Consider the following 20,965-nt stretch of genomic DNA (forward strand, 5'->3'; position numbering starts at 1 on the left):
GCGGCTGCCGGATCCCGGACGGCCTAGAGCCGGTTCACGTCCGTCACCTTCACCACCGCGGTGCCGGTCTCGTCCGACGCCGCGAGGTCCACTTCGGCCGAGATGCCCCAGTCGTGGTTGCCGGCCGGGTCCTCGAAGATCTGCCGGACCTTCCATGTCCCGGTGTCCTCGGTGATGATCAGCAGGCCCGGGCCGCGGGCGTCCGGGCCGGTGCCGATGTCGTCGTGCTCGTCGAAATAGTCATCCAGCGCGTCTTCCCAGCGTTCTGCGTCCCAGCCGGACCCGGCGTCGAGCTCGGCCAGGGCAGCGGCGTCCTCGTCCGCGAAGAGCTCCACCCGGCGGAACATCTCATTGCGGACCATCACGCGGAAGGCGCGGACGTTGGAGGTCAGCGACGGCGGCGGGGGCGGGGGAGCGTCGTGCGGCGTTGGAGCCTTGCCGGACGTGAGCTCCTCCCACTCATCCAGCAGGCTGGAGTCGACCTGGCGGACCAGTTCGCCGAGCCACGCGATGAGGTCTTCGAGGTCTTCGCGGAGGGCGTCCTGCGGGACGGTCTGCCGCAGCGCCTTGAATCCGTCGGCAAGGTAGCGCAGCACGATGCCCTCGGAGCGGGCCAGGCCGTAGAACTGGACGAATTCGCCAAAGTTCATGGCGCGCTCGTACATGTCCCGGACCACCGACTTCGGCGCGAGCTCAAAATCGCCGATCCAGGGCGCGGCCCGGCGGTAGACCTCGAAGGACTCACCCAGGAGCTCCGCCAGCGGCTGCGGGTAGGTGACCTCCTCCAGCATGGCCATGCGCTGGTCGTAGTCGATCCCGTCCGCCTTCATCGCGGCGATCGCCTCGCCGCGGGCCTTCTTCTGCTGCGCGGAGAGGATCTGCCGTGGCTTCTCGAGCGTGGATTCGATCACGGACACCACATCGAGGGCGTACGACGGCGACTCCGGATCCAGCAGGTCCAGCGCCGCGAGGGCGAACGGGGACAGCGGCTGGTTCAGGGCGAAGTTGGCCTGCAGATGGACCGTGAGCCGGACGGTGCGGCCGTCGGTGCTCTGCTCCTGCAGCGGGATGCGCTCCACGACACCCGCGGCCAGCAGTTCGCGGTAGATTCCGAGTGCCTTCTTCATCAGCTGCAACTGGGAAGAGCGCGGCTCATGGTTTTCGGTGAGAAGCCGCCGCGCGGCCTTGAACGGATCACCCGGCCGTTCCATCAGGTTCATCAGCATCGCGTGCGTCACGGTGAAGCTTGACGTCAGCGGGTCCGGGGCGGACTCCACCAAGCGCTGGTAGGTCGGTTCTCCCCAGGACACGAAGCCCTCCGGGGGTTTCTTCTTGACCACCTGGCGGAGCTTCTTCTGGTCGTCGCCGAACTTGGCCGTGGCCTTGGCCATCGCCTTGACGTTTTCCGTGACGTGCTCCGGGGCCTGCACCACAACGGTGCCCGCGGTGTCGTAGCCGGCCCGCCCGGCGCGGCCGGCGATCTGGTGGAATTCGCGGGAGTTCAGCAGCCGGGTGCGGACGCCGTCGTACTTGCTCAGAGCGGTCAGCAACACGGTGCGGATAGGGACGTTGATGCCCACGCCGAGGGTGTCGGTCCCGCAGATGACCTTGAGCAGCCCGGCCTGGGCGAGCTGTTCCACCAAGCGGCGGTATTTGGGCAGCATGCCGGCATGGTGCACGCCGATGCCGTGCCGGACCAGCCGGTTAAGGGTCTTGCCGAAGCCGGCGGCGAAACGGAAACCGGCGATCAGCTCGGCGATCTTGTCCTTCTCCTCGCGGGTGCAGACGTTGATGCTCATCAGGTTCTGGGCCCGGTCGATCGCCTCCACCTGGCTGAAGTGCACCACGTAGACAGGAACCTGCTTCGTCGCGAGGAGCTCCTCGAGGGTCTCGTGGACCGGCGTCTGTTCGTAGTAGTAGTGCAGCGGGATGGGCCGTTCCGCCGAACTGACGGTCGTCGTCGCGCGGCCGGTCAGTTCGGTGATGCCGGCTTCGAAGCGGCTGACGTCGCCCAGCGTTGCGGACATCAGCAGGAATTGGGCCTGGGGGAGTTCCAGCAGCGGTACCTGCCACGCCCAGCCGCGCTGCGGGTCGGAGTAGAAATGGAATTCATCCATGATGACGGCGCCGAGCTCGGCGGCGGCGCCTTCGCGGAGGGCGATGTTGGCCAGGATTTCCGCCGTGCAGCAGATGATGGGAGCGTCCTGGTTGACGCCGGAGTCGCCGGTGATCATTCCGACGTTCTCGGCGCCGAAGATCTCGCACAGGGCGAAGAACTTCTCCGAGACGAGGGCCTTGATCGGTGCGGTGTAGTAGCTGCGCTGGCCGCGGGCCATGGCCTGGAAATGCGCGGCAATGGCCACGAGGGATTTCCCGGAGCCGGTGGGGGTCGCCAGAATAACGTTGGCGCCGGCGGCGAGCTCCATGATGGCCTCGTCTTGGGCGGTGTACAGGGCCAGCCCGCGGGTTTCCGTCCACTCGACGAAGCGGGTGTAGAGCTCGTCCGGGTCAAGGCCGGTCCGGCCTGGGACTCGCGCGGCCGGGGCGGGGAGCTGATCAACAAGTTTCATTGCCCCCAGCTTAGTGGCCCGCTTGGTGGCCGGCGCTCGGGCGGCGGGGCCGGAAGCGCCGGGTGCGCCGGGACGACGCGCGCTGTGGTCGCGCGCCTCCATGGCCGCCGTCCCGGCCGGGGTTAGGCTTCGGACGTCGCGCCGTTCGCCACTGACCGGAGGAAAGCCGTGAAATGGGATCCCGCCACGTACGTGCAGTTCGGGGACTACCGGGACAGGCCGTACTTCGACCTGACGGCCCGGGTCCATGCGGACGCTCCCCGGCACGTCGTCGACCTCGGCTGCGGTCCCGGGAATCTGACGGCCACCCTTGCCGAGCGGTGGCCCGCGGCGGAGGTCACCGGCCTGGACTCGTCCGCAGAAATGCTGGCCCAATCAGCGGCCCACGCCGAACGGCTGCCCAACCTCTCCTTCGGGCCGGCGGACATCGCCGGCTGGATGCCCTCGGAAGACACCGACGTCGTCGTCACCAACGCCGCCCTGCAGTGGGTTCCCGGCCACCGGGACATGCTGGCGCGCTGGCTCGCCGCGCTCACGCCCGGAGCCTGGTTCGCGCTGCGGGTGCCCGGCAACTTCAACGCCCCCTCGCACGCCCTGATGCGCGGGCTGGCGGACTCAGCGGAATGGAGGGGCCGGCTGGCCGGTGTGCTCCGCCACGATGACGTTGTGGGCGGACCGGAGGACTACTTGAACATCATGCTCGACGCCGGCTGCGATGCGGACGCGTGGGAGACCACGTACAGCCAGCTGCTCGCCGGCCCGAACCCCGTCCTGGAGTGGGTCCGCGGCACCGGGCTCCGGCCTGTTCTCGCCGCGTTGTCCGCCGAGGATGCCCGCGAGTTCGAGGCCGAATACTCGGAGCGGCTGGCCGGGGCCTACCCGGCCGGGCCGTACGGCACCGTGTTCCCGTTCCGGCGGATTTTCGCCGTGGCCCGCAAACGGGAATGACCCCCGGACCCGGCCCGGTCACGAGGACGGCCGCGGCGTGACAACCGAGCACGGTGTGATCGTGCTTACAATGACCGGGCAGCGTGGGGGCGGCTGCCTAGGCAAAGCTGGATCCGTGCCCTGACCTAGCAATGGAGGTTCGGTGCTTATTGGCCTGTTGGGCCGGCTGCTAGCCGCCCACAAAGGGACGGTGCTGGCCATCGTTCTCCTGCAGCTCGTACAGACCACTGCAACCCTCCTCCTCCCCACCCTGAACGCGGCCATCATCGATGACGGCGTCGTCGGCGGCCAGATCCCGGCGATCCTGCGTCTGGGTTCCTGGATGGCCGCAATCGCACTGGTACAGGTGGCTGCCGCCATCGCCGCCGGCTACCTGGGCGCCGTCGCGGCCATGGAACTGGGCCGTCAACTGCGCGAGGAACTGTTCGCCAAAGTGCAGTCCATGTCATCCCAGGAAGTCGGTGCGTTCGGCGCGGCCAGCCTCGTCACGAGGGCCACCAACGACGTCGCGCAGATCCAGAACCTCGTTGTCCTCATCTTCACGATGCTGGTCGCCGCGCCCGCCATCTTCGTCGGCGGCATTCTGCTGGCCATCCACCAGGACGTCGTCCTGTCCGGCATCGTGATCGCGGTGATTCCGGTCCTTGCGGTGATTATGGTCCTGATCGTTCGCCGCCTCGTACCGCTCTACCGGCAGGGCCAGGACCTCATTGACCGGGTCAGCCGGATGCTGCGGGAGCAGATCATCGGCGCCAACGTCATCCGCGGCTTTGTGCGCCAGGGACACGAAATCCGGCGCTTCGACGTGGTCAACAAGGACCTGACGCAGAACAACCTGCGGTCCGCGCTGCTGGTCGCCGGCATGATGCCGCTGATCATGCTTGTGGTGAATCTGTCCTCCGTCGGTGTCGTCTGGTTCGGCGGGCACCGGATCCAGTCCGGCGAGATGCGGCTCGGCGCACTAACGGCATTCATCGCCTACATCCTGCAGATCCTCATCGCGATCATGATGGCGATGTACGTCTTCATGACGGCCCCGCGCGCGGCGGCCTGCGCCGAGCGGATCCAGGCGGTCCTCGACACGGCGCCCGCGATCACGGACGGCCCGGGCAGCGACGCACCCGAGGGCAACGCCGTGGAATTCCGGAACGTCTCCTTCGCGTACCCCGGGGCCGAGGCACCGGTCCTCGACGGTGTCAGCTTCACGGCCGCTCCGGGGACCGTGACGGCTGTTATCGGCGCCACGGGGAGCGGCAAAACAACGCTGCTGAATCTGGTGCCCCGGTTCCTGGCCGCCACCGGCGGGCACATCAGCATCGGAGGATGCGATGTTCGGAGCCTGACCCTGGACGCCTTGCGGAGCATGATCGCCGTCGTACCCCAGCACTCGTATCTGTTCTCCGGGACGGTAGCCGAGAACCTGCGGATGGCCGCCCCGGCGGCGACCGACGACGATCTCTGGCGCGTGCTGGGCAGCGCGCAGGCAGAGGAGTTTGTCCGGAAGCTGCCGCAGGGGCTGGAAGCGCCGGTGAGCCAGGGCGGCACGAATTTCTCCGGCGGCCAGCGGCAGCGGCTGTGCATCGCCCGCGCGCTGCTCCGTGAGGCTCCGGTGTACTTGTTCGACGACAGCTTCTCGGCACTGGACTACGGCACCGACCACCGGCTCCGCGAGGCGATCGGGCCGCTGCTCCGCACGGCCACTGTCCTGATCGTCGCCGAACGGGTCGCCACGATCGTGGACGCCGGGCTGATCCTGGTTCTTGAGGACGGCCGGCTGGTGGCGCAGGGGACACACCAGCAGCTGATGGACACGTCACCGAGCTACCGGGAGATCGCTGCCTCCCAGCTGGTGCTGGAGGAGACCCTGTGACCCCGGAACAGGCGCTCGACGCCGGCACGGACGCTCCCGCACGCGATGCCAGGGACCAGCCCCTGGTGGACACACCGTCCGGCGGGCGCACCGAGGCCCTCCCGGTGGTGCCCCAAGAGGAGGCACCGACGGGCGGCCGGTTCCGCTGGCGGACCGCCGGGCGGCTGCTCGGTCTGCTGCGGCCGTCGGCGTGGCGGATGGCCGGCGTCATCGCCGCAACGTCCGCGTTTGTGGTGCTCAACGTGGCGGCACCGAAACTCCTGGGCGACGCCACCGACGTCGTGGTTGCCGGTGTGGTCGGGGGTTCCTTCAACGAGGAGGAACTCGCCGCGCTGCTGGCGGGAGTGTCCATCATATATCTGGGGGCCTCCTTTTTCAGCTGGATCCAGGGCGCCCTGACCGCCGTCGCCGTGCAGCGGCTGAGCTACGGGCTGCGGGCCTCCGTGGAGGAGAAGCTGCATGTCCTCCCGTCCCGCCATTTTGACGAACAACACCGCGGGGACGTGCTGAGCCGCGCCACAAACGACGTTGACAACATCGCCCAGGCCCTCAACCAGCTGCTCAACCAGCTGATCATGTCGCTGCTGATGCTGTCCGCGGCGCTGGCCATGATGCTGTGGCTGTCGCCGGTCCTGGCCCTGATCGCGCTGGTCTCCGTCCCGGTGTCCACGCTCATCACCGTCCTTGTGGCCAGGAAATCCCAGGCCCACTTCACCGAGCAGTGGGGGAGCACGGGCGAGCTGCACGCACAGCTGGAGGAGTTCTTCACCGGCCACGAGGTCCTCAAGGCCTTCGGGCGGCAGGAGACGGCCGCGTCCCGGTTCAAGGACGGCAACGACAAACTGTGCCGTGCCAGCGCCCGCGCGCAGTACGTGTCCGGCGTGGTGCAGCCCCTCATGGTCTTCGTGTCCAACCTCAACTACGTCGCCGTCGCCGTCGTCGGGGCACTCCAGGTCCTGGCCGGCGCCATGACCATCGGCGGCCTCCAGGCCTTCATCCAGTTCAGCCGGCTCTTCAGCCAGCCAATGGGCCAGATCGGCGGCATGCTGACCCTCATGCAGTCGTGCCTCGCCTCGGCCGGGCGGGTCTTCGAACTCCTGGACGCCCCGGAAATCCCGGGGGAGCCCGCAATGGGCCCCGAAGCCGCGCCAGGCACCCGTCCCGGCCCCGGCAGCGCCGCCGCGCCGGCCGGCACCGCCGGCCGGGTCGCCTTTGAACACGTCACCTTCGGCTACAGCCCGGCTGCCCCGGCGGTCCGGGACCTGTCCTTCACCGTGGAACCCGGGCAGACCGTGGCGGTGGTAGGCCACACCGGCGCCGGCAAAACCACCGTCGTGAACTTGCTGATGCGGTTCTACGAACTCGACTCCGGACGGATCAGGGTCGACGGCACGGACATCACGGATCTGCCGCGGGATACCCTGCGGGCCAAGTTCGGCACCGTGATGCAGGACGCCTGGCTGTTCAGCGGCAGCATCCGGGACAACATCGAGTACGGCTGCCCCGGCGCAGGCGACGCCGAGATCGTAGCCGCTGCGCGCGCCAGCCACGTGGACCAGTTCGTCCGTGCCCTGCCCGGTGGCTACGCCACGATGCTCGGCAACGACGGCGACTCGCTGAGCCGCGGCCAGCGCCAGCTGATCTCCATCGCCAGGGCGCAACTGGCCGGGCGCAGCATCCTGGTCCTCGATGAGGCCACAAGCTCCGTTGACAGCCGCACCGAAGTGCAGATCCGGCAGGCGATGCAACGGCTCAGGCAGGGTCGCACGAGCTTCGTCATTGCCCATCGTTTGTCCACCGTCCGGGACGCTGATCTAATTCTGGTCATGGACCAAGGACGGATTGTTGAGCAGGGGACCCATCAGCAGCTGATGGCAAAGGGCGGGCACTACCTTAAACTCTACGAGGCGCAGTTCGCCCGCCGCGAACAGCCCCAACGTGACCAGGAGCCCGGACAGTGAGCCCCACCGAAACACCAGCAACATCGGCAACACCGTTTCCCGGCTCCTGGCGGCCGAATCCCGGCAGCACCGTGCCCCTGTTTGAGCAGCTCCGGCTCAACATCATCGAACGCGCTGACAACGGGACCCTGGCCCCCGGGACCAAGCTCCCCGCCGTCCGGAACCTCGCCGGCGAGCTGGGCGTCGCGCCCCACACCGTGGCGCGCGCCTACAAGGAACTGGAGGCCGCCGGCGTCGTGCTGACCCGGGGCCGGAACGGGACGGTGGTGTGCGCCCGGGACGAGGCCTGGAGCTCACTTTCCGCTGCCGCCGCCGATTTCGCCGCCGCGGCCAAGGCCCAGGGTGCCAGCTTCGCCGAGGCCGTGCAGCTGCTCGCCGCGGCGTACGACCGCGAGTAGCCCCCGCTAACATATCGGCCTGCGTTCTCCGGCGCGGGACACAGCCGGGAATGGATATTCGAAGAAGTTTTCGATTAGCATTGGTAGCGTGCCTAAAGCCGTAGCTGAAGATCCAGCCGTTGATGCCCCCGCCGTTCATGCCCCGGCCACCGTTGATGCCCCCGCGAAACCGGCGTCCGCAAAACCGGGCCGCGGAGCCGAATCCCGCCCGGCGGTGACACGCCCGGACATGTCCCGGCTTGTGGTCAAGGGCGCGCGCGAACACAACCTGCGCAACGTGGATCTGGACCTGCCGCGCGACTCCATGATCGTCTTCACCGGCCTCTCCGGCTCGGGCAAGTCATCACTCGCGTTCGACACCATCTTCGCCGAGGGCCAGCGCCGCTACGTCGAGTCGCTCTCCGCCTACGCCCGGCAGTTCCTGGGCCAGGTGGACAAGCCCGACGTCGACTTCATCGAGGGCCTCTCGCCCGCGGTGTCCATCGACCAGAAATCCACCAGCAAGAACCCGCGCTCCACCGTGGGCACCATCACGGAAATCTACGACTACATGCGCCTCCTGTGGGCCCGTGTCGGCCGCCCGCACTGCCCCGTGTGCGGCGAGCCCGTCACCAAGCAGACACCGCAGCAGATCGTGGACCAACTGCTGGAACTGCCGGAGGGAACCCGCTTCCAGGTGCTTGCCCCGGTGGTCCGCGGCCGCAAGGGCGAATTCGTTGAACTTTTCAAGGAACTCACCGCCAAGGGCTATTCGCGGGCCCGGGTCGATGACAAGCTGATCCAGCTGAGCGATCCCCCCAAGCTCGGTAAGCAGTTCAAGCACACCATTGAAGTGGTGGTGGACCGCCTGGTGGTCAAGGAAGGCATCAGCCAGCGCCTCACCGACTCGGTGGAAACCGCCTTGGGCCTGGCCGAAGGGCGGATCCTCGCCGAGTTCGTCGACCTCGACGCCGACGATCCCGAACGGATCAGGGCTTTCTCCGAGCACCTTGCCTGCCCCAACGAGCACCCGCTCGCGATCGACGAGATCGAACCCCGGTCCTTTTCCTTCAACAACCCCTTCGGCGCCTGCTCCGCCTGCAGCGGCATCGGCACCAAGCTGGAGGTTGACGAGGAACTCATCATCCCCAACGGGGAACTGTCCCTCGCGGAGGGGGCCATCGCACCGTGGTCCCTCGGCACCGCCACCACCGAGTACTGGAACCGGTTGCTTGGCGGGCTCGCCAAGGAACTCGGCTTCTCGATGACCACCCCGTGGGACAAGCTCTCCGAGGACATCCGCCAGACCGTGCTGCACGGCAAGGACCACAAAGTGGTGGTGCAGTACCGCAACCGCTTCGGCCGGGAACGCAAATACAGCACCGGCTTCGAGGGCGTCATCCAGTACGTCCACCGCAAACACCTTGAAACGGATTCGGACTCTGCCCGCGACCGCTACGAGGAATACATGCGGCAGATCCCGTGCCCGGCCTGCAACGGCGCGCGCCTGAACCCAGCGTCGCTCTCGGTGCTGATCAACGGCAAGTCCATCGCCGCCGTCGCCGCCCTGCCGATGCGCGAATGCGCCCACTTCCTGGACAACCTCGTCCTCACCGGCCGTGAAGCCCAGATCGCGAACCAGGTCCTCAAGGAGATCCAGGCCCGCCTGACCTTCCTGCTCGACGTCGGCCTGGAGTACCTGAACCTGGAACGCCCGTCCGGCACGCTGTCCGGCGGCGAAGCGCAGCGCATCCGGCTGGCCACCCAGATCGGCTCCGGCCTCGTTGGCGTGCTGTACGTCCTGGACGAACCGTCCATCGGGCTCCACCAGCGGGACAACCGACGCCTGATCGAGACCCTCACCCGGCTCCGGGACCTCGGTAACACCCTGATCGTGGTCGAACACGACGAGGACACCATCCAGGAAGCCGACTGGGTGGTGGACATCGGACCGGGAGCCGGCGAACACGGCGGCATGGTGGTGCACTCGGGTTCCTACAAAGAGCTGCTGGAGAACACCGAGTCCCTCACGGGCGACTATCTCTCCGGCCGGAAACAGATCGAGATCCCCAAGAAGCGCCGCAAGTACGACAAGAAGCGCGAGCTCAAGGTCGTGGGCGCCAAGGAGAACAACCTCCTGAACGTGGATGCCACCTTCCCGCTGGGGCTGTTCACCGCGGTGACCGGCGTCAGCGGCTCCGGCAAGTCCACCCTGGTCAATGAGATCCTCTACAAGGTCCTCGCCAACAAGCTCAACGGCGCCAAGCAGGTGGCGGGGCGGCACAAGTCGATCAAGGGCCTCGAGCACCTCGACAAGGTGGTCCACGTCGACCAAAGCCCGATCGGCCGGACCCCGCGGTCCAACCCGGCGACCTACACGGGTGTCTTTGACAACATCCGCAAGCTCTTCGCCGAAACGACCGAGGCAAAGGTCCGCGGCTACCTGCCGGGGCGGTTCTCCTTCAACGTCAAGGGCGGCCGCTGCGAGGCGTGCTCCGGCGACGGCACGCTGAAGATCGAAATGAACTTCCTGCCGGACGTCTACGTGCCCTGCGAGGTGTGCCACGGCGCCCGGTACAACCGCGAAACGCTGGAAGTCCACTACAAGGGCAAGACGATCGCCGATGTCCTGAACATGCCCATCGAGGAAGGCGCGGAGTTCTTCGCGGCCTTCTCACCGATCGCCCGGCACCTCCGGACCCTCGTCGACGTCGGCCTCGGTTACGTCCGGCTGGGCCAGCCCGCCACGACGCTCTCCGGCGGCGAGGCGCAGCGCGTCAAGCTCGCCGCGGAGCTGCAGAAGCGTTCCAACGGCCGTAGCGTCTACGTGCTGGACGAGCCCACCACGGGCCTGCACTTCGAGGACATCCGGAAGCTGCTCCTGGTCCTCCAGGGCCTCGTGGAAAAGGGCAACACGGTCATCACCATCGAGCACAACCTCGATGTCATCAAGAGTGCGGACTGGATCGTCGATCTGGGTCCCGACGGCGGCTCCGGCGGCGGTCGCATTGTCGCTTCGGGCACGCCCGAACAGGTCGCAAAGTCGACAGAAAGCCACACGGCAGCGTTCCTGGCCGACATCCTGGGCTGAAAGGTGCGGGCCCGGTGCACCGCGGAGCCTGCCGCGGATGCACCGGCCTGCCGGGCGTCGACATATTCCCGCTGGGGCATGCGAGTTTCTGGCATCCGTTCAGTCGTGAGAAACTAGGCCGGTGACCCAAACAACAGTGCCCGTGATCTTCGACCTGGACGGCACTCTTGTCGATCCGGCCGGTGGAATAACCGACGGAATCGCAGCGGCCCTCACGGAGCTCGGACTCGGCGTTCCCGGCAAGTCCCGGATGGACGCCATGATCGGACCGAAGCTCAGCCATTCCCTCACGGACATCGCCGGGGTCCCGGCCGATCAGCTCGACGACGCCATCCGGATCTACCGCGCGCACTACCTCGCGACCGGCATTGCCCAGAGCCGGCTCTATCCGGGGATCCGCGCCCTGCTGGAAGCCTTCGTCGACGCCGGACGGCCGATTGCCGTGGCCACCCAGAAGCCCGAAGGCATCGCCCGGACTGTCCTGGAGCACCACGGCATTGCCTCCATGTTCCATACGATCCGCGGCTCGGCCGCGGACGAGGCAGCAGCGGCCGGAGCGCCTTCGGGGAAGGCCGGGATCGTGGCCGCTGCCCTGGCGGACCTTTCGACGCACCACGGCCTGGACACGCAGCATGCCGTTATGGTGGGGGACCGCGCACAGGACGTGGCCGGAGCAGCTGCCAACGGCCTCGACTGCATCGGCGTAGGCTGGGGTTTTGCTCCAGACGGGGAACTGGACGCGGCGGGCGCCGTGGAGATCGTGCACAGCAGCCTGGCCCTGCACGAGACCATTGCGCGGCGGGACGCCGTCCACAGCAACGCAGTGAATTCCGTGGCCGCGAATCCCGGCGCTGTGAGTCCCAAGACAGCGAATCCGGACCTTACGACCGAAGCCGAAGACGAGGTGCACACCGATGGCAATGTTTGATGCAATCCGCTGGACCACGCGGGGCCTTGTGTCCTCGACCTGCCGGCCCACGGTCATCGGACTGGAGAACGTGCCCAAGGAGGGCCCGTTCATTGTGGCACCCAACCACCTGTCCTTCCTCGACAGTGTGATCGTGCAGGCGCTGATGCCGCGCCCCGTGGCCTTCTTCGCCAAGGCGGAGTATTTCACCACCGGCGGCGTCAAGGGCAAGGTGATGAAGTCCTTCTTCGAAGCGGTCGGATCCATCCCGGTGGAACGCGGCGAGCAGGCCGCCAGCGTTCAGGCGCTCAAGACCCTGCTGGAAATCCTCGACTCCGGCAAAGGCGTGGGCATCTACCCGGAAGGCACCCGCTCGCGGGACGGCATCCTCTACCGCGGCCGCACCGGCGTGGGCTGGCTGGCCCTGACCACGGGCGCGCCCGTGATCCCAGTGGGGCTGATCGGCACCGAAAACCTGCAGCCCGCGGACAGCAAATCGGTCAAGCCGCAGCACTTCACCATGAAGGTCGGAGAGCCGCTCTACTTTGACAAGACCGGGCCGGACCATTCCCTCCCCGCGCGCCGCCAGGCCACGGACCGGATCATGGACGCCATCGCCGGGCTCAGCGGCCAGGAACGCTCCACAAGCTACAACCAGAGCAAAGCCACCGACTAGCGTCACTCCCCGACACGGCCCAGGCACCGGCAGCAGCACTGCCCTGGACACACTGCCCGGAACGCAGTGCCCGGAAAACACGGCCCGGGGCTTAACTGTCCGGGGCATGGCTGCACGCTCAGTAGACTTGGTGTGTGGCAGATCCAGCGAGCTACCGGCCCCAGACCGGTGAAATTCCGACCAATCCGGGCGTGTACCGCTTCCGGGACCCGCACGGGCGGGTCATCTACGTCGGCAAGGCCAAGAACCTCCGTTCGCGGCTGAACTCGTACTTCGCCAACCCGGCGGGGCTGCTTCCCAAAACCTATGCAATGGTCCACACGGCCAGCAGCGTCGAGTGGACCGTCGTCGGCAGCGAGCTCGAGTCGCTGCAGCTTGAATACACCTGGATCAAGGAATTCAAGCCCCGTTTCAATGTGATGTTCCGGGATGACAAGAGCTACCCCTACCTCGCCGTCTCCATGGGGGAGAAGTACCCCCGGGTCCAGGTCCTGCGCGGGGATCGCCGCAAGGGCACCCGCTATTTCGGCCCCTACACCGCCGGGGCCATCCGGGACACCATGGACACCCTGCTGCGCGTCTTCCCGGTCCGCAGCTGCAGCGCCGGTGTCCTGAAACGGGCCGAAGCCAGCGGCAGGCCCTGCCTGCTCGGCTACATCGACAAGTGCGCCGCGCCGTGCGTCGGGCGCATCTCCGCCGAGGACCACCGCGCACTGGCCGAGGATTTCTGCACGTTCATGGGCGGTGAGGCCAAGCCGTTCGTCACCCGGCTGGAAAAGGACATGGCCGCCGCCGTGGCGGAATTGGACTACGAGCGGGCCGCGCGGATCCGTGACGACATCGTCGCGCTCAAGAAGGTCTTCGAACGCAACGCCGTCGTCCTGGCCGAGGGCACGGACGCCGACGTCTTCGCCCTGCACGAGGACGAACTCGAAGCCGCCGTGCAGGTCTTCCACGTCCGGGGCGGCCGGATCCGCGGCCAGCGCGGCTGGGTGGTCGAAAAGGTCGAGGACACCACCACCCCGGATCTCGTTGAACACCTGCTCCAGCAGGTCTATGGCGAGGAAGCAGGCCTCGAAGGCAGGCTGCCGCGGGAGGTTCTTGTCCCGGTGGAGCCCAGCAACGCCGGGGAACTGGGGCTCTGGCTCAGCGGGCTGCGCGGAGCCCGCGTGGACATCCGGGTGCCCCGCCGCGGCGACAAGGCCGCACTCCTGTCCACCGTCCGGGACAACGCCGAGCACGCCCTTAAGCTGCACAAATCCCGGCGCGCCGGCGATCTGACCATGAGGTCCCAGGCGCTCCAGGAACTGCAGGAGGCCTTGGAACTGCCGGTCGCGCTGCTGCGGATCGAATGCTTCGACATCTCGCACGTCCAGGGCACCAACGTGGTCGGTTCCATGGTGGTGGTCGAGGACGGCCTGCCGAAGAAGTCCGACTACCGGAAGTTCTCTGTCACGGGCGCCGCCGCCAACGACGACACCGCAGCCATGCACGACGTGCTGACCCGGCGCTTCCGGAACTACCTGCAGGAGCAGTCGGTCCAGGCCGACGCCGCCCGGCAGCCCGGCCACCAGGCCATGCTCAACGCCGCCGCGGACGCTGCCGTCGCCGGCACTCCTGCCACCACCACTGTGGCCGACACCACCACCCCGGCGCCGCGGACCAAGTTCGCTTACCCGCCCAACCTCGTGGTGGTCGACGGCGGCAAGCCCCAGGTCAACGCCGCCGCCCGCGCGCTGGCCGAACTGGGCATCGAGGATGTCTACGTCGTCGGGCTCGCCAAACGCCTCGAGGAGGTCTGGCTGCCGGACAGCGACTTCCCGGTGATCCTGCCGCGGGCCTCGGCCGGGCTGTACCTGTTGCAGCGCATCCGCGACGAGGCCCACCGCTTCGCGATCTCCTTCCACCGGCAGAAACGCGGCAAGGCGATGACGGTATCCGCGCTGGACGGAGTTCCCGGCCTCGGGGAATCCAAGCGCAAAGCCCTGCTGGCCCGGTTCGGCTCGGTCAAAAGCATCAAAACGGCCAGTGTGGAGGAACTCACCGGCGCCAAGGGCATCGGGCCGTCCCTGGCCGCGGCGATTGTCCGGCACTTCACCGACGACGACGGCGACGCCGCCACCGTCCCCGCCATCAACATGACCACCGGCGAAATCCTCGAGACTTAGCTAGCACCGGCAAACTTAGCTAGGGTAAGGACTTGGGTAAACGGCATCCGCGGCAGGCATTCGCACCGCAACCTCCGCCCGGCGGGATCACCGCGCAACAGCACAGCAGAACGGGGCTTCACTGATGGCAGAGTCGACGGCAGGATCCGGGACGGACACGGACGGTATGACACCGGTCAAACCCGTCGAGGCCGAACTGCTCGTAGTGACGGGCATGTCGGGAGCCGGCCGGAGCACTGCAGCGGACGCCTTGGAAGACCACGGCTGGTACGTCGTGGAAAACCTCCCCCCGCAGATGCTCGGCACGCTTGCGGAAATCGTGTCCCACGCGCCGGGTTCCATGTCCAAACTCGCCGTCGTGATGGACGTCCGCAGCAAGGAACTCTTCGCTGACATCCGCGCCGCCCTCCGCAATCTTGAAGCAAGCGGCGTCGGCTTCCGCGTATTGTTCCTTGACGCGGACGACGGCGTCCTGGTCCGGCGTTTCGAGCAGGGCCGGCGCCCCCACCCGCTGCAGGGCGGCGGCAGGATCCTCGACGGCATCGCCGCCGAACGCGAACTGCTCCACGAACTGCGCACCTCCGCCGACATCGTGCTGGACACGTCCTCGCTGAACGTCCACGGACTCGCCACCGCGATCACCGAACTGTTCAGCGAGACCGGTCCCGTGGCCCTCCGCCTCAACGTCATGAGCTTCGGCTTTAAGTACGGGCTGCCCGTGGACGCCAACTTCGTCGCCGACGCCCGCTTCATCCCCAACCCGCACTGGGTTCCGGCCCTCCGCCCGCACACCGGGCTGGACCAGGACGTCAGCGACTATGTACTGGAGGCCGAGGGCGTCAGCAACTTCGTGGAACGCTACGTGCTGGCACTCGAACCGGTCCTGGAAGGCTACCGCCGGGAGAACAAGCACTACGCCACCATCGCCGTCGGCTGCACCGGCGGCAAGCACCGCTCCGTCGCCGTCGCCGTCGAACTGTCCCGCCGGCTGGCGCAGTACCCGCGCGTCACCGTGACCACCACCCACCGGGACCTGGGCCGCGAATAATGGCGCTGCTCACCGGTCCGCTGCCGCTCGTTCCGCCGGCCAGTGCGGTCCTGGCCAGCCAGCAGGACAAAGGTCCGTCCGTCGTCGCGCTCGGCGGCGGGCACGGACTCTCCGCCTCCCTGTCGGCGCTGCGCCTGCTCACCACCGAGCTGACCGCCGTCGTCACAGTCGCGGACGACGGCGGCTCCTCGGGACGGCTGCGCGAGGAGTACGGCGTCCTGCCGCCCGGCGACCTCCGGATGGCGCTCTCCGCGCTGTGCGATGACACGGACTGGGGCCGCACCTGGCGTGATGTTATGCAGCACCGCTTCACACCCGGCAAGGGCCGCGGCGGTTCCCTCGATGAACACGCCATGGGCAACCTGCTGATCGTGACGCTCTGGGAGCTCCTGGGCGACACCGTCGCCGGCCTGAAATGGGCCGGTGCGCTGCTCGGTGCCCGCGGTGAGGTCCTGCCGATGTCCAGTGTCCCCCTGACCATCGAGGGCCAGGTCCGCGTCACTGCCCCCGACGGCAGCTCGGCGCTGCAGACTATCGCCGGCCAGGCGAAATGCGCTGTTGCCGGCACGCTCGAGAGCGTCCGGCTGCTTCCCGAGGACGCGCCGGCCTGCATCGAGGCGCTCACCGCCATCGAACTGGCGGACTGGGTCATCCTGGGACCCGGGTCCTGGTACACGTCCGTGCTCCCGCACCTGCTGCTGCCGGAAATGCGCCAAGCGCTCTGCAACACGGCCGCCCGCCGCTGCCTCACTATGAACCTCGCCACGGACACCAAGGAGACCCTTGGAATGTCGGCCGCGGACCATCTGCGGGTGCTCAGGGACTATGCGCCGGACTTCACAATCGACGTCGTCCTGGCCGATCCGGCGTCCGTGACCGACCTCGCCGACTTCGAGCAGGCGGCCGGGATGCTCGGTGCCGAGGTGGTGTTGGGTAAAGTGGGGGCGTCGAGCCGCCGGCCGATCCACGACCCGCTGCGTCTGGCAACGGCGTACCACGACATTTTCGGGAACAGGTAGGAAAGGTGCCATGGCACTGACAGCATCAGTCAAGGAAGAACTTTCCCGGCTGGACATCAAGAAGTCCTCGGTCCGCAAGGCTGAAGTGTCCGCCATGCTTCGCTTCGCCGGGGGACTGCACATCATCTCCGGTCGGATCGTGATCGAGGCCGAGGTGGACCTCGCCTCGACCGCGCGGCGGCTGCGCGCCGCCATCGCCGAGGTCTACGGGCACCAGAGTGAAATCATCGTCGTGTCCGGCGGCGGCCTGCGCCGCGGCAGCCGCTACGTGGTCCGGGTGGTGCGCGACGGCGAGGCCCTCGCCCGCCAGACCGGCCTGCTGGACGCCCGGGGACGCCCGGTCCGTGGCCTGCCCTCGGTGGTGGTGAACGGTTCCGCCGCCGACGCCGAGGCCGTCTGGCGCGGCGCCTTCCTGGCCCACGGTTCCCTCACCGAGCCCGGCCGGTCCTCCGCCATGGAGGTCACGTGCCCGGGCCCCGAGTCGGCCCTGGCCCTCGTCGGGGCGGCCCGCCGCCTCGGCATCCAGGCCAAGGCCCGCGAGGTCAGGGGAGTGGACCGTGTTGTCATCCGTGACGGGGACACGATCGCCGCCCTGCTGACCCGGATGGGCGCCCACGACGCGCTCATGGTGTGGGAAGAGCGGCGGATGCGCAAGGAAGTCCGCGCCACCGCGAACCGGCTGGCCAACTTCGACGACGCCAACCTTCGGCGTTCTGCGCAGGCCGCCGTCGCTGCCGGCGCGCGCGTGGATCGTGCCCTGGAGATCCTCGGCGATGACGTCCCGGACCACCTGAAGTACGCCGGCGAACTCCGCGTGGCGCACAAACAGGCGAGCCTGGACGAGCTTGGCCGCCTCGCGGACCCGATCATGACAAAGGACGCCATCGCGGGGCGGATCCGCCGCCTGCTGGCAATGGCGGACAAACGCGCCCAGGACCTCGGCATCCCCGGCACGGAGGCCAATGTGACGCCGGAAATGCTGGACGAGTAGCCTCACACTGGAAACATCTGCAGAATCAGATCGGGCCGGCGGGAATACCTCGGGGGGACTGGAGGCTATTCCCACTGGATTCCGATCCAGAGACTTCCGGGTGCCACAACATCCGGATGCATAATCCGAGAGTTATCAAAACGGACAACCAGTCCACGACATTGGAGGATTTTGTGACCGAGTACGTACTGCCCGATCTCAGCTATGACTACGCCGCACTGGAACCGCACATTTCCGCGCGGATCATGGAGCTGCACCACAGCAAGCACCACGCCGCGTACGTCGCAGGCGCCAACAACGCACTGGCGCAGCTGGCCGAAGCCCGCGACAAGGGCGATTTCGCCAACATCAACCGCCTCTCCAAGGATCTGGCGTTCCACACCGGCGGCCACGTCAACCACTCGGTGTTCTGGAACAACCTCTCCCCGGACGGCGGCGACAAGCCCGAAGGCGAACTGGCAGCAGCCATCGACGACGCGTTCGGCTCCTTCGACGCGTTCCGCGCGCACTTCAGCGCAGCGGCCCTCGCCCTGCAGGGATCCGGCTGGGCGTTCCTGGCCTACGAGCCCATCGGCGGCAACCTCGTGATCGAGCAGCTCTACGATCAGCAGGGCAACGTCGCGGTGGGCACCACCCCGCTGCTGATGCTGGACATGTGGGAGCACGCCTTCTACCTGGACTACGTCAACGTCAAGGCCGACTACGTCAAGGCTTTCTGGAACATCGTCAACTGGGCCGACGTCGCCAAGCGCTTTGACGCCGCCCGCAAGAACGCCACCGGCCTCATCACGCTCTAAAACGCCATGGGCGGCGGCTCCCAGAGTGTGCCGCCGGAAACCGGAACGTAACAAAGCTCACATTTGCCGCCGTGAGGCTCGAATAGTGGACGGTCTGCCCCCGCACTTGCGGGGGCAGACCAAGTTAAACGTAAGATAGGTCACGGAAGGCGGTTAGCCTTCAGCAATGTGGCTGGTCGCCCTCCGATCTGTTAATCATCTCTGCCCAATGGCGTGCGGGATCTGTTAGTTGGCTTGAGCGCCTTCTCAACTAGTCGTGCTTGCAAAGCACCAAGGAGACTGAAAACGTGACCACCCGTATTGGTATCAACGGCTTCGGCCGTATTGGCCGCAACTACTTCCGCGCCGCACTTGCCCAGGGGGCAGACCTTGAGATCGTGGCCGTCAACGACCTCACCAGCCCGGAAGCACTGGCCCACCTCTTCAAGTACGACTCCGTGGGCGGGCGCCTGCAGGAGACGATCGAGGTCAAGGACGGCAACATCGTCGTCGACGGAAAGACCGTCAAGGTCCTCGCCGAGCGCGATCCGGCCAAGCTGCCCTGGGGCGAGCTCGGCGTTGACATTGTCATCGAATCCACCGGTTTCTTCACGAAGGCCGCCGACGCGCAGAAGCACATCGATGCCGGCGCCAAGAAGGTCCTGATCTCCGCCCCCGCCTCTGATGAGGACATCACGATCGTGATGGGCGTCAACGACGGGCTCTACGACCCCGCCGCGCACCACATCATCTCCAACGCCTCCTGCACCACCAACTGCCTCGGCCCGCTGGCCAAGGTGGTCAACGACGCCTTCGGCATCGAGCGCGGCCTGATGACCACCATCCACGCGTACACGGCCGACCAGAACCTGCAGGACGGCCCGCACAAGGACCTCCGCCGCGCCCGTGCCGCCGCCATCAACATGGTCCCCACCTCCACCGGTGCGGCCAAGGCAATCGGCCTGGTCCTGCCGGAACTGAAGGGCAAGCTGGACGGCTACGCCATCCGCGTTCCCGTCCCCACCGGTTCCGCAACGGACCTGACCGTTACCGTCTCCCGCGAAACCACCGTCGAGGAAGTCAACGCCGCCCTCAAGGCAGCCTCCGAGTCCGCCGAGCTCAAGGGCCTGCTGACTTACACCGACGAGCCGATCGTCTCCTCGGACATCGTCGGTGACCCGGCCTCGTCCATCTTCGACTCGGGCCTGACCAAGGTGATCGGCAACCAGGTCAAGGTTGTTTCCTGGTATGACAACGAATGGGGCTACTCCAACCGCCTCGTGGACCTCACGGAGCTCGTCGCAGCCAAGCTGGGCTAGGGTAAGACTCATGACATTCCACACCCTCAACGAACTGATCGCTGATGGTGTCCGCGGGCGGTACGTTCTGGTCAGAAGTGACCTGAACGTGCCGCTCGACGGCTCTACAGTGACTGACGACGGCCGCATCAAGGCCTCCCTGCCAGTGCTGGCGAAGCTCACGGACGCCGGTGCCCGCGTGCTGGTCACAGCACACCTTGGCCGCCCCAAGGGCGCCCCTGAGGACAAGTACTCGCTCAAGCCCGCCGCGTCGCGGCTGGCGGAGCTTGCCTCGTTCAAGGTCTCCCTCGCCGAAGACACGGTGGGCGAGTCCGCCAAGGAACTGGCCTCCGCGCTCCAGGACGGCGAAGTGCTGGTCCTGGAAAACGTCCGCTTCGACGCCCGGGAAACATCCAAGGACGACGCCCAGCGCGGCGCGTTCGCGGACGAGCTGGTTTCCCTGACCGGCAGCAACGGCGCCTTCGTGGATGACGCCTTCGGCGCCGTGCACCGCAAGCATGCCAGCGTGTACGACGTCGCCACGCGGCTGCCGTCCTACCAGGGCGATCTGGTGCGCACCGAGGTCGAGGTGCTGCGGAAGCTCACCACCGACACGCAGCGCCCCTACGTTGTGGTGCTGGGCGGTTCCAAGGTCTCCGACAAGCTTGCGGTGATCGACAACCTCATCGGCAAGGCAGACACCATCCTGGTGGGCGGCGGCATGCTGTTCACCTTCCTCGCAGCCGCCGGCCACAAGGTGGCGGGCAGCCTGCTGGAAGAGGACCAGATCCCCGTTGTCCAGGACTACCTCAAGCGCGCCGCGGACGCCGGGACTGAGTTCGTGGTTCCCACCGACGTCGTCGTGGCCAGCAAGTTCGCCGCCGACGCCGACCACGAAACGGTGCGTGCCGACGCGATCGAAGGCAGCAGCTTCGGAAGCCAGGGCATCGGCCTGGACATCGGTCCGGAGTCGGCCGCTGCCTTCGCGGACCGGATCAAGGGCGCCAAGACGGTGTTCTGGAACGGCCCCATGGGCGTCTTTGAGTTCGCGGCGTTCGCCGCCGGCACCCGGGCCATCGCGCAGGCGCTCACCGAAACAGCGGCTTTCACCGTTGTGGGCGGCGGCGACTCCGCCGCAGCGGTCCGGACCCTCGGCTTCGCCGACGACCAGTTCGGGCACATTTCCACCGGCGGCGGGGCCAGCCTCGAGTACCTCGAAGGCAAGGAACTCCCCGGCCTGAGCGTCCTGGACCGGTAGATACCTC

15 protein-coding genes are annotated in these 20,965 nt (G+C 67.3%); 14 read left to right on the top strand and 1 reads right to left on the bottom strand.

Annotated features, from left to right (window positions below; genetic code table 11):
• Positions 1–23: 23 nt before the first annotated feature.
• The gene (locus AC6EUH_RS13100) at positions 24–2,570 is read right to left on the bottom strand and encodes a DEAD/DEAH box helicase (protein ID WP_499738900.1); all 2,547 of its coding nucleotides are present in this window, start codon (positions 2,568–2,570) and stop codon (positions 24–26) included.
• 168 nt (positions 2,571–2,738) lie between these two features.
• On the opposite strand from AC6EUH_RS13100, the gene AC6EUH_RS13105 reads away from it, so the two are divergent.
• The 14 genes from AC6EUH_RS13105 (at position 2,739) to AC6EUH_RS13170 (ending at position 20,958) form a co-directional block, all read left to right on the top strand.
• Positions 2,739–3,518, top strand: coding sequence for a trans-aconitate 2-methyltransferase (locus AC6EUH_RS13105; RefSeq protein ID WP_499738901.1), 780 nt, complete (start codon positions 2,739–2,741; stop codon positions 3,516–3,518).
• Between the two features lie 142 nt (positions 3,519–3,660).
• Positions 3,661–5,388 (top strand): ABC transporter ATP-binding protein, encoded by a 1,728-nt coding sequence (locus tag AC6EUH_RS13110; protein WP_056433944.1) that lies wholly within the window; start codon positions 3,661–3,663, stop codon positions 5,386–5,388.
• A gap of 197 nt (positions 5,389–5,585) precedes the next feature.
• Entirely contained in the window at positions 5,586–7,349 is a 1,764-nt protein-coding gene (locus tag AC6EUH_RS13115) for an ABC transporter ATP-binding protein (protein WP_499738919.1), read from the top strand.
• A complete protein-coding gene (locus AC6EUH_RS13120; protein WP_056433947.1) occupies positions 7,346–7,747 on the top strand; it encodes a GntR family transcriptional regulator in 402 nt (133 codons plus the stop codon). The genes AC6EUH_RS13115 and AC6EUH_RS13120 overlap by 4 nt, the downstream gene beginning before the upstream one ends.
• Positions 7,748–7,976: 229 nt before the next feature.
• Positions 7,977–10,817, top strand: a complete 2,841-nt coding sequence (gene uvrA, locus AC6EUH_RS13125; protein WP_442853916.1) for an excinuclease ABC subunit UvrA — start codon at positions 7,977–7,979, stop codon at positions 10,815–10,817.
• 121 nt (positions 10,818–10,938) lie between these two features.
• Complete coding sequence (locus tag AC6EUH_RS13130) at positions 10,939–11,745, top strand: HAD hydrolase-like protein (RefSeq protein ID WP_499738902.1); 807 nt, start codon at positions 10,939–10,941, stop codon at positions 11,743–11,745.
• Positions 11,732–12,400, top strand: coding sequence for a lysophospholipid acyltransferase family protein (locus AC6EUH_RS13135; protein WP_056433952.1), 669 nt, complete (start codon positions 11,732–11,734; stop codon positions 12,398–12,400). Before AC6EUH_RS13130 ends, AC6EUH_RS13135 begins: the two co-directional genes overlap by 14 nt.
• 134 nt (positions 12,401–12,534) lie before the next feature.
• On the top strand, positions 12,535–14,568 hold the full coding sequence (uvrC, locus tag AC6EUH_RS13140) for an excinuclease ABC subunit UvrC (protein ID WP_056433955.1): 2,034 nt from the start codon (positions 12,535–12,537) through the stop codon (positions 14,566–14,568).
• Positions 14,569–14,692: 124 nt separating this feature from the next.
• Positions 14,693–15,616, top strand: coding sequence for an RNase adapter RapZ (gene rapZ / locus AC6EUH_RS13145; protein ID WP_056433957.1), 924 nt, complete (start codon positions 14,693–14,695; stop codon positions 15,614–15,616).
• Positions 15,616–16,635 carry a gluconeogenesis factor YvcK family protein gene (locus AC6EUH_RS13150; protein ID WP_056433961.1) on the top strand — a complete coding sequence of 340 codons (1,020 nt, stop codon included), beginning with the start codon at positions 15,616–15,618 and terminating at the stop codon, positions 16,633–16,635. Before rapZ ends, AC6EUH_RS13150 begins: the two co-directional genes overlap by 1 nt.
• 10 nt (positions 16,636–16,645) lie before the next feature.
• Positions 16,646–17,626, top strand: a complete 981-nt coding sequence (gene whiA, locus AC6EUH_RS13155) for a DNA-binding protein WhiA (RefSeq protein WP_056433964.1) — start codon at positions 16,646–16,648, stop codon at positions 17,624–17,626.
• Positions 17,627–17,799: 173 nt separating this feature from the next.
• The gene (locus tag AC6EUH_RS13160; protein WP_056433967.1) at positions 17,800–18,423 is read left to right on the top strand and encodes a superoxide dismutase; all 624 of its coding nucleotides are present in this window, start codon (positions 17,800–17,802) and stop codon (positions 18,421–18,423) included.
• A gap of 287 nt (positions 18,424–18,710) precedes the next feature.
• Entirely contained in the window at positions 18,711–19,721 is a 1,011-nt protein-coding gene (gene gap / locus AC6EUH_RS13165; RefSeq protein ID WP_056433969.1) for a type I glyceraldehyde-3-phosphate dehydrogenase, read from the top strand.
• A 10-nt stretch (positions 19,722–19,731) separates the two neighbouring features.
• Positions 19,732–20,958 (top strand): phosphoglycerate kinase, encoded by a 1,227-nt coding sequence (locus tag AC6EUH_RS13170; protein WP_499738903.1) that lies wholly within the window; start codon positions 19,732–19,734, stop codon positions 20,956–20,958.
• The last annotated feature ends 7 nt before the right edge of the window (positions 20,959–20,965 follow it).

It is taken from the genome of Arthrobacter sp. 001422645, from assembly GCF_059816125.1.